The 9,202-nt window shown below is 71.8% G+C and carries 7 protein-coding genes and 1 pseudogene; 3 read left to right on the top strand and 5 right to left on the bottom strand.

The genetic code is table 11. From position 1 onward, the window contains the following. Positions 1-371: pseudogene (locus tag ABT247_RS28600) on the bottom strand (VOC family protein); the annotation flags it as partial. 20 nt (positions 372-391) lie between these two features. Further along, the gene (locus ABT247_RS28595; RefSeq protein ID WP_350748001.1) at positions 392-1,198 is read right to left on the bottom strand and encodes a TetR/AcrR family transcriptional regulator; all 807 of its coding nucleotides are present in this window, start codon (positions 1,196-1,198) and stop codon (positions 392-394) included. 112 nt (positions 1,199-1,310) lie between these two features. On the opposite strand from ABT247_RS28595, the gene ABT247_RS28590 reads away from it, so the two are divergent. After that, the gene (locus ABT247_RS28590; protein WP_350747998.1) at positions 1,311-2,537 is read left to right on the top strand and encodes an FAD-dependent oxidoreductase; all 1,227 of its coding nucleotides are present in this window, start codon (positions 1,311-1,313) and stop codon (positions 2,535-2,537) included. A gap of 1,574 nt (positions 2,538-4,111) precedes the next feature. Here ABT247_RS28590 and ABT247_RS28585 read toward each other — a convergent pair. The 3 genes from ABT247_RS28585 to ABT247_RS28575 are packed head-to-tail and all read right to left on the bottom strand — an operon-like array spanning position 4,112 to position 6,937. Further along, the gene (locus ABT247_RS28585; RefSeq protein WP_350747995.1) at positions 4,112-4,582 is read right to left on the bottom strand and encodes an HIT family protein; all 471 of its coding nucleotides are present in this window, start codon (positions 4,580-4,582) and stop codon (positions 4,112-4,114) included. A gap of 4 nt (positions 4,583-4,586) precedes the next feature. Further along, the gene (mqnP, locus tag ABT247_RS28580; RefSeq protein WP_350747992.1) at positions 4,587-5,483 is read right to left on the bottom strand and encodes a menaquinone biosynthesis prenyltransferase MqnP; all 897 of its coding nucleotides are present in this window, start codon (positions 5,481-5,483) and stop codon (positions 4,587-4,589) included. Beyond that, positions 5,480-6,937, bottom strand: coding sequence for a menaquinone biosynthesis decarboxylase (locus ABT247_RS28575; protein WP_350747989.1), 1,458 nt, complete (start codon positions 6,935-6,937; stop codon positions 5,480-5,482). Before ABT247_RS28575 ends, mqnP begins: the two co-directional genes overlap by 4 nt. Before the next feature lie 98 nt (positions 6,938-7,035). On the opposite strand from ABT247_RS28575, the gene ABT247_RS28570 reads away from it, so the two are divergent. Both ABT247_RS28570 and ABT247_RS28565 read left to right on the top strand, forming a co-directional pair. After that, positions 7,036-7,497, top strand: coding sequence for a PLD nuclease N-terminal domain-containing protein (locus tag ABT247_RS28570; protein ID WP_350747987.1), 462 nt, complete (start codon positions 7,036-7,038; stop codon positions 7,495-7,497). Between the two features lie 449 nt (positions 7,498-7,946). Then, on the top strand, positions 7,947-9,202 hold a 1,256-nt coding region (locus ABT247_RS28565; RefSeq protein ID WP_350747984.1), incomplete at its 3' end, for an acyl-CoA carboxylase subunit beta.

Here is a 9,202-nt window from a genome sequence, read left to right as displayed (position 1 = left end):
GTCCGGCGCGGTGGGGCCGGACCGGACCTGACCGCCGATCAGGCCGAAGGGGTGCCCGGCCGGGTCCGCGTAGACGCGCCGACCGCCGAGGTCGCGGAGCCGGACGGCGCCGAGGGCGAGCACCCGGGGTTCGGCGGCGTCGAGGTCCGGCACGTCGACGTCCAGGTGCGCCTGCTGCGGGTGCGCCAGGTCGGGCCGGCGCGGCGGGCGGTGGTCGGTGACGGCCTGGAAGCAGAGCACGTGCCGTCGTCGAGGTGCAGGGTGGACCAGTCGGCGCCGAGCAACCAGCGCCGGTCCGGGCGGTCGACCTGGCCGCCGAGCAGCGCGGCGTAGAAGCGAGCGAGGACGGCCGGCTCCGGGCAGTCGAGCACCAGGCACTGCAGCCTGCCGATCACGACTCTCCCCGGGGTGTTCCGCCGTCGGGCCCGGCCGGGGCGACCGCCCGCAGGTAGGCATCGGCGAAGAGGGCGGAGGCCTCCTCCAGCGAGGGCAGGTCGGTACCGAGCGCCGGTTCGAGCACCGGACGCAGCAGGACGTGGTTGAGCATCGGGCCGAGCAGTAGCTGCACCAGCACCGTGAGCGGCAGCGGCCGCAGCCGCCCGGCCTCCACGTGGGGCAGCAGCAGCCGGCCGAGGCCGTCGACGATCTGCGGCATGTTGGCCGCCATCATCCGGGCGGCGGGGCCGTCCGGGCGGCTGAGCAGGTCGGCGAAGACCGCCGGCATGATCCGCGGCTCGTCGCAGAAGGCGGCCAGGAAGTTCCGGTGGAGCAGCCGGACGGTGTCCTCCAGCCGTGCCGGCGGGTCGGCCGCCAGCGCCTCCAGGTCGGGCAGCGGGCCGTACCGGCGGAAGACGGCGGCGAGGAGGCCGTCCCGGCCCTCGAAGACGGTGTGGAGGCTGGGCAGCGAGCACCCGGCGCGGTCCGCGACCGCGTCCAGGGTGACCCCACCGAGGCCGCGTTCGGCGACCAGGTGGGCCGCCGCCTCGGTTGCCCGCTCCCGGACCGGCGGCCGGCCGCCCGGGTCGACGCCCGCCTTCCGGACCGCCTCGTCCAGCGGTGCCCGGGAGCCGCCGAGCCGCCGCAGCAGCGTGCTGCGCGAGATTCCGGCCGCGGCCGCGATCGCCGTCAGCGGGACGTCCGCGACGTCCTGGCTCCGTTCCTTCGCCGCTCTGAGGGCGGCCGACACCAGATCCTCCATGTGGAACATGGTACTACTTGACACCTGAGACGGTTCCACAGACTCTGTGTATGCGAGTTCCAAGCGGATGCCGCCAGGGGAACGGGGGCTCGCGGATCGAGGGGAGAGAGCCATGAGCGTCGTCATCTCCGGAGGCGGACCGGCCGGGATGGTGCTGGGCCTGCTGCTGGCCCGGGCCGGCATCGAGGTGACCGTGCTGGAGAAGCACGGCGACTTCCTGCGGGACTTCCGGGGCGACACCGTCCACGCCTCCACCGTGCGGCTGATGGACGAACTCGGCCTGGGCCGGAAGTTCGCCGAGCTGCCGCAGAGCCGACTCGGCAACCTCGTGGTGCCGGTGCCCGGCCTCGGACGGGTCGCGCTGAGCGCCTTCGACAAGCTCCCCGCGCCGTACAACTACATCGCGATGATCCCGCAGTGGGACCTGCTCGACTTCCTGGTGACGCAGGCCCAGCAGGAACCGACCTTCACCATCCGGATGAACACCGAAGCGACCGGCCTCGTCCAGGAGGGCGGCCGGGTGGTCGGCGTGCGCTACCGCACCCGCGACGGCGAGGAGGGCGAGATCCGGGCCGCGCTCACCGTCGCCGCCGACGGGCGGCACTCCACCCTGCGCCGGGCGGCCGGGCTGGTGCCCGAGGAGTACCCGGTGCCCTTCGATGTCTGGTGGTTCCGGCTGCCCCGGCACGCCGACGAGCAGTCCGCGCCGCCCAGCCTCATCCCCGGGTTCGGGGAGGGCGAGATGGCCATCAGCCTGACCCGCGACGACTACTTCCAGATCGGCTACTTCCTGCCCAAGGGGGCCGACGCGCAGCGGCGCGCCGAGGGCATCGAGCGGTTCCGCGAGCGGATCGCCCGGGTGTTCCCGCAGTACGCCGACCGCGTGGACCAGTTGGCGGGCCTGGACGACGTCCACCTGCTCGACGTCAGGCTCAACCGGCTCGACCGCTGGTACACGGACGGGCTGCTGCTGATCGGCGACGCCGCCCACGCGATGTCCCCGGCCGGCGGGATCGGCATCAACCTCGCCATCCAGGACGCCGTCGCGGCCGCCACCCTGCTCGCCGAGCCGCTGCGGCGCGGTCGGCCGACGCCCGCCGCCCTCGCCCGGGTGCAGCGGCGGCGCCAGTGGCCGACGGTGGTCCTCCAGCGGATGCAGCGGATCCTGCACGGCGTCATGTTCCAGCCGGTGCTCAGCGGTCGGCGGGCCGGGCCGCCCGTCCGGTTCGTGCTGCTCACCCGCCACGTCCCGGCAATCCGACTCGGCCTCTCGCGGATGATCGCGATCGGCCCGCGCCCGGAGCACGCCCCGGCCTTCGCCCGCCGCCCAGCCGCGTAGCGGACGCCGCCGGGAGGGCGCGGCGCTCCCCCAACCGGTGGACCGCCAGCAGCAACGGCGATCGGGCGCACCTCGCCCGAGGCCAACGAGCGGCCGGCCCAGCCGGCCCAGCCGGTATCCAGACGGGGGACCACGCGCGAGAAGTCGACCCGCCCGACTTCTCGCGCGGCCGGGCGCCAGGGCGGGCGACGCCCGCGCAGCGGGAGTCCCGCGATTGGGGCAGCTCAGCACCAGAAGTCGCCCCGGCCGACTTCTCGCGCACGACCGACCGGAACCCACGGGACGCCCGAGAGGAACGGCTGACGGCTCCGCCCCCGACCACAGCCGACCATGAACAGGAAGTCGACCCGGCCGACTTTCCACGCACCGCCGCCCTGATCCCAGGCGGGATTCCCCAAGACACCAGCTGGGTCCTCGATCCCCGGCCACAGCCGACCAGGAGCAGGAAGTCGGGCGGGCCGACTTCCCGCGCGGCCGGGCGCCGGGGCGGGCGATGCCCGCGCAGCGGGAGTCCCGCGATGGAAGCAACTCCGCGCGAAAAGTCGACTCGGCCGACTTCTCGCGCACGGGCGACCGGATCCCAGGCGAGACACCCGAGAACAACAACTCGCGGCATCGCCCCCTGACCACAGCCGACCATGAAGAGGAAGTCGACCCGGCAGACTTTCCACGCACCGCCGCCCTGATCCCAGGCGGGATGCCCGACGACAACAGCTGCCGCCTCGATGCCCAACCAAGGCGGAGCAGGAAGTCAGGCAGGCCGACCTCTGGCGCGGGCGGGCGGGCCACCCAGCGCGCGACAGCGACGACAGCGCACGAGAGCGGGCGACGACGCCAGGGCGGCGGAAGCCCCGTGATGAGGGCAGCTCAGCATCAGAAGTCGACCCGGCCGACTTCCCGCGCACGGACGACCCGGCCCCAGGCCGGCCGCGGGAGAGCGACAGCTGGGGATTTCAATCCCGGCCATGCCAGACCATGAGTGGGAAGTCGACTCGGCCGACTTCTCGCGCATGGCCACCCTGATGTCGGGACGGCGGCGCCAGTGCGGCTGGAGTCTCTTGCGATGGATGGGGCAGCTCAGCACCAGAAGTCGGCCCGGCCGACTTCCCGCGCACGGGCGACCGGGTCCCGGGCGGGATGCCCGAGAGCGACGGCTGCCGACCAGGAGCAGGAAGTCGGCCTACCCGACTTCCTGCGCGTCACGCGAGCCGCCAGGACGGGATGGCTGCGACGGCACACCAGGGCGGGCGACGCCGGTGCGGCGGAAGTCCCGCGATGGAGCGGGCAAGTCAGCACCAGAAGTCGACCCGTCCGACTTCCTGCGCACCGCAGAACGGGCCCCAAGGCGGGACGGACGCCCGAGGGCAACCGTTGGGGGTCTCGATCCCCGGCCACGGCCGACCAGGAGCGGGAAGTCGGGCGGGCCGACTTCTCGCGCGGCCGGGGGCCGGGGGCCGGGGGCGGGCGACGCCTGTGCAGCGGGAGTCCCGCGATGGGGTCCACTCCGCACCAGAAGTCGATTCGGCCGACTTCTCACGCACCGGCAGGCAGCGGCAGGCAGCGGCAGCGGGCCGTCAGGCGGACGCGTCCAGTTCGGCGGTGAGGGCGGCGCGCAGGGCGTCGTGGGGCGGGCCGAGGGCGTACCGCGGGTCCTGCCAGTGGGTGGGCGGGTAGAGCCAGACGGGCCGCTGGACGATCCCGGCCGGCTCCCAGTCGTAGCGGGGCCAGATGTGGGCGTGCAGGAACGGGTCCTTGTTGCCGAGGATCTCGATGTTCACCCGGCGGAAGGCCGGATCGGCGGCGCGGCAGGCCCGTTCGACGGCCTCGGCGAGGCGGTCGAGGTCGGAGAGGTACGCGAGGCGGCGCGGGCGGGGCAGGTCGGTGAGCCGCTCCACGCCCGGCGTGTCGGTCAGCAGGACCGAATAGCCGGGCAGGAACTGGACGTCTCCGATGACCGCGAAGCCGGCGTCCAACCGCCGCAGCACGGTGGGGTTGCCGCCCCGCAGTGCGGCGCCGATGCGGTCCGTCCGCCAGTCGGCCGCCACGCGGTCAGATCCCGAGCCCGCGCACGACGAGGTCCATCAGCGCGAAGCAGAACAGCGAGATGCCCACGAACCCGTTGGTCTGGAAGAACGCCCGGTTGAGCTTCGACAGGTCGTTCGGCTTCACGATGGTGTGCTCGTAGACGAACGCGCCCGCGACGACCACGAGGCCGATCCAGAAAGCCGCGCCCGCGTGCGTCAGGACGGCGAACCAGCCCAGCAGCAGCGTGGTGAGGACGTGGCAGACCCGCGCGCCCCGGATCGCCGCGGGGACGCCGAACCGGGCCGGGACGGACCGCACCTTGCCGTGGCGGTCGGACTCGACGTCCTGGCAGGCGTAGATGAGGTCGAAGCCGCCGATCCAGATGCCGACCGCCGCGCCGAGGACGACGGCCTCCCAGGACCAACTGCCCGTCACCGCGAGCCAGGCGCCCACCGGGCCCATCGCCTGGGCGAGGCCCAGGATCGCCTGCGGGAAGTCCGTGAACCGCTTGCCGTACGGGTAGACCACCATCGGCACCACCGCGACCGGCGCGAGCACCAGGCACAGCGGGTTGAGCATCGCCGCCGCGCCGAGGAAGACCACGAGCGCGACGGCCGAGCCGACGTACGCCGTCTTCAACGAGACCGCGCCGGTGACGAGTTCGCGCGACGCCGTGCGCGGGTTCCGGGCGTCGATCTCGCGGTCGATGATCCGGTTGGCGGCCATGGCGAAGGTGCGCAGGCCCACCATGCACACCGTGACGATGAACAGCTCGCCCCAGTGCACCCGCTTGTCGGCGAGGAACATGGCCGTCAGCGCGGCGATGTAGGCGAAGGGCAGGGCGAAGACCGAGTGCTCGATCATCACCAGGCGCAGGAACGCCCTGGTGCGCCCCGGGGTTTCGACTGCTGCCGTGCTCACAGGCCGTACTCCTTCCAGCGGCGCGAGACGAGTGCGGCGGTGGCCGGGTCCGAGGAGACCATCTCCGGCCAGCCGCCGTCCCGGGTGTAGCCCTCCTCCGGCAGCTTCCTGGTCGCGTCGATACCGGCCTTGCCGCCCCAGAACTGCTGGTAGGAGGCGTGGTCGAGGTGGTCGACCGGGCCTTCCACCACGGTGAGGTCCCGGCTGTAGTCGACGTTGCCGAAGGCGCGCCAGGCGACTTCCTGGTAGTCGTGCACGTCGCAGTCGGAGTCCACCACGATGATCAGCTTGGTCAGCGACATCATGTGGGCGCCCCAGATGGCGTGCATCGTCTTCTGGGCGTGCTTGGGGTACTTCTTGTCGATCGAGACGATCACGCAGTTGTGGAAGCCGCCGGCCTCGGGCAGGTCGTAGTCGACGATGTCCGGGATGATGATCTTCAGCAGGGGCAGGAAGAAGCGCTCGGTGAACTTGCCCAGCGGGCCGTCCTCCGTCGGCGGGCGGCCGACCACGATGGACTGCAGGATCGGACGGCGGCGCATCGTCACGCAGTCGATCGTGAGCGCCGGGAACGGCTCCTGCGGCGTGTAGAAGCCGGTGTGGTCGCCGAAGGGCCCCTCCGGGAGCAGTTCGCCGGGCTCCAGCCAGCCCTCCAGCACCACCTCGGCGTCGGCCGGGACCTGCAGCGGGACGGTCTTGCAGTCGACCATCCGCACGCGCTCGCCCGCGATGAACCCGGCGAAGAGGTACTCGTCGATGTCCCCGGGCAGCGGCGCGGTGGCGGCGTAGGTGACGGCCGGCGGGCAGCCGAAGGCGATCGCGACCGGGAGGCGCTCACCGCGCTTGGCCGCGACGGCGGCGTGGTTGCGGCTGTCCTTGTGGATCTGCCAGTGCATGCCGATGGTCCGGCGGTCGTGCCGCTGGAGCCGGTAGAGGCCGAGGTTGCGGATGCCGGTGTCCGGGTCCTTGGTGTGGGTGAGGCCCAGGTTGAAGAAGGAGCCGCCGTCCAGCGGCCAGGTGAAGAGGGCGGGCAGCTGGTCCAGGTCGACGTCCTCGCCGGTGAGCACGACCTCCTGCACCGGGGCGTCCCCGGACTTCACGTGCCGGGGCGGGACGTGCGCCATCGAGGCGAGCTTGCCGAAGGCGTCCCGGAAGCCGGTGAAGCCCTGGGGCAGTTCGGGCTTGAGCAGTCCGGCGATCTTCTCGGAGATGTCGTCCGGGCCCTTGAGGCCGAGCGCCTTGGCCAGTCGGCGCTCGGTGCCGAACACGTTCATCGCCAGCGGCATCGACGAGCCCTTGACGTTCTCGAACAGCAGCGCCGGGCCCTTGGCCTTCTGCACCCGATCGACGATCTCGCCGATCTCCAGGTGGGGGTCCACCTCCACCTTGATGCGCTTGAGGTCGCCTTCACGGTCGAGGGCCCGCAGAAACGAGCGGAGATCGTCGTATGCCATGTCTGTCAGTATCCGCCACCCGATAGCCTGGCTTGCGTCAAGGGCCCCGGGGAGGCGCCCGCCGCCGCTACCGCCGTCGCCGGGGGGAGATCGCAGCCGTGCTGAGGATTCTTCTGACCATCGTCCTTCCGCTCGCGCTGTGGGTGTGGGCGTTCATCGACTGCCTGGTGACCCCCGAGGACGAGGCGAAGCACCTGCCGAAACCGATCTGGCTGATCATCGTCCTGCTGTTCCCGCCCTTGGGTCCGATCGCCTGGCTGGTGGCCGGCAAGCAGCGCGGCTTCCTGCGGGCCGGGGCGCCCGGCGGCCACCCGGGGGCGCCGACCGGCTCCGCGCGGCGTGGGCGCCCGCTGGCGCCGGACGACGACCCGGAGTTCCTGGCCTCGCTCAGGAGCGACCGGCCGAGGAGCGACCGGCCCGGGGGCGACCCGTTGAAGGGGAGCGACAACCGGAGCGCCCAGGAGCACGAGGACATGCTGAAGCGGTGGGAGGCCGATCTGCGCCGCCGCGAGGAGGAGCTGCGGGGCGGGGACGAGCCGGAGGACGGTCGAAAGAGCTGATCGGAGCCGATGGACGCTCCCTCGGACAGCCCACCCGGGACGGCTCGGGTGGGCTTCGGTGTTTTTGGCGCTTCCCTACGACTGAGGGCCCCGGCGCGCGGTTCCGACCCGGGGCCGGGACGGACTTGAGCGCTGCTTGAGCACCACCCTAGATGGCCGCCCTACATTGGGGAGAGACAGCCCTGACCTGCACTTTTCTTCATGCTCAGATCATCGGACCATCGTCCGCACGACAACTCTCGGTATTCGAACACGCACCGAGTGCTGAGACCCCGGCCCGACCGTTTCTGTCCAGCCCTCACAGCTAAACGAACTCGACCTTGTACGGAATCGACGCCGAAACCAGCGCACGGCCCCTCGTACAGTCATAAGTGAAGAAAGTGATTCGCAGCTGGGGGCACGCAGACGTTGGCTGTCGGACAGTTCCCTCACCCTTGGAGTGGTTCGAGATGACGGTTGTGCATGAGGCGCCGGTCGGCGGCGAGGTCCCCGAGGTCCCGGCCGACGCCCACGGGCGGGTCGCCGAGCTGCGCGAGCTCCGCGAGAAGGTGCGGCGGGGCCCGAGCGAGAAGGCCACCGAGGCCCAGCACGCGAAGGGCAAGCTGACCGCGCGGGAGCGCATCGAGCTGCTGCTGGACGAGGGCTCCTTCCACGAGGTCGAGCCGCTGCGCCGGCACCGCGCCCAGGGCTTCGGCCTGGAGGCCAAGAAGCCGCACACCGACGGCGTGATCGTCGGCTGGGGCACCGTGCACGGGCGCACCGTCTTCACCTACGCCCACGACTTCCGGATCTTCGGCGGTGCGCTGGGCGAGGCCCACGCGCAGAAGATCCACAAGATCATGGACATGGCCATCGCGGCCGGCGCCCCGCTGGTGTCGCTGAACGACGGCGCCGGCGCCCGCATCCAGGAGGGCGTCACCGCCCTGGCCGGCTACGGCGGCATCTTCCAGCGCAACACCAAGGCCTCCGGCGTCATCCCGCAGATCTCGGTGATGCTCGGCCCGTGCGCCGGCGGCGCCGCGTACTCCCCCGCGCTGACGGACTTCGTGTTCATGGTCCGCGAGACCTCGCAGATGTTCATCACCGGCCCGGACGTCGTCCAGGCGGTGACCGGCGAGAAGATCAGCCAGAACGGCCTGGGCGGCGCCGACGTGCACGCCGGCGTCTCGGGCGTCTCCCACTTCGTCTACGACGACGAGCAGTCCTGCATCGAGGAGGTCCGCTACCTCCTGTCGCTGCTGCCGCAGAACAACCGCGAGATGCCGCCGTCCGTCGTCACCGACGACCCGGTCGAGCGCCGCAACGACAGCCTGCTGGACCTGGTGCCCGCCGACGGCAACCGCCCGTACGACATGCGCAAGGTGATCGAGGAGATCGTCGACCACGGCGAGTACCTGGAGGTCCACGAGCGCTGGGCCACCAACGTGCTGTGCGTGCTGGCGCGGGTCGACGGCCACGTGACCGGCATCATCGCCAACCAGCCGCAGTCGCTGGCCGGCGTGCTGGACATCAACGCCAGCGAGAAGGCCGCGCGCTTCGTCCAGATGTGCGACGCCTTCAACATCCCGCTGCTCACCCTGCTGGACGTCCCCGGCTTCCTGCCCGGCGTCGACCAGGAGCACGGCGGCATCATCCGGCACGGCGCCAAGCTGCTCTACGCGTACTGCAACGCCACCGTGCCGCGCATCTCGCTGATCCTGCGCAA

Origin of the sequence: Kitasatospora sp. NPDC001539, from assembly GCF_040298565.1 — a bacterium.
In the GTDB taxonomy this organism is placed as follows: Bacteria; Actinomycetota; Actinomycetes; order Streptomycetales; family Streptomycetaceae; genus Kitasatospora.
This window is presented reverse-complemented; position numbering and strand designations above follow the sequence as displayed.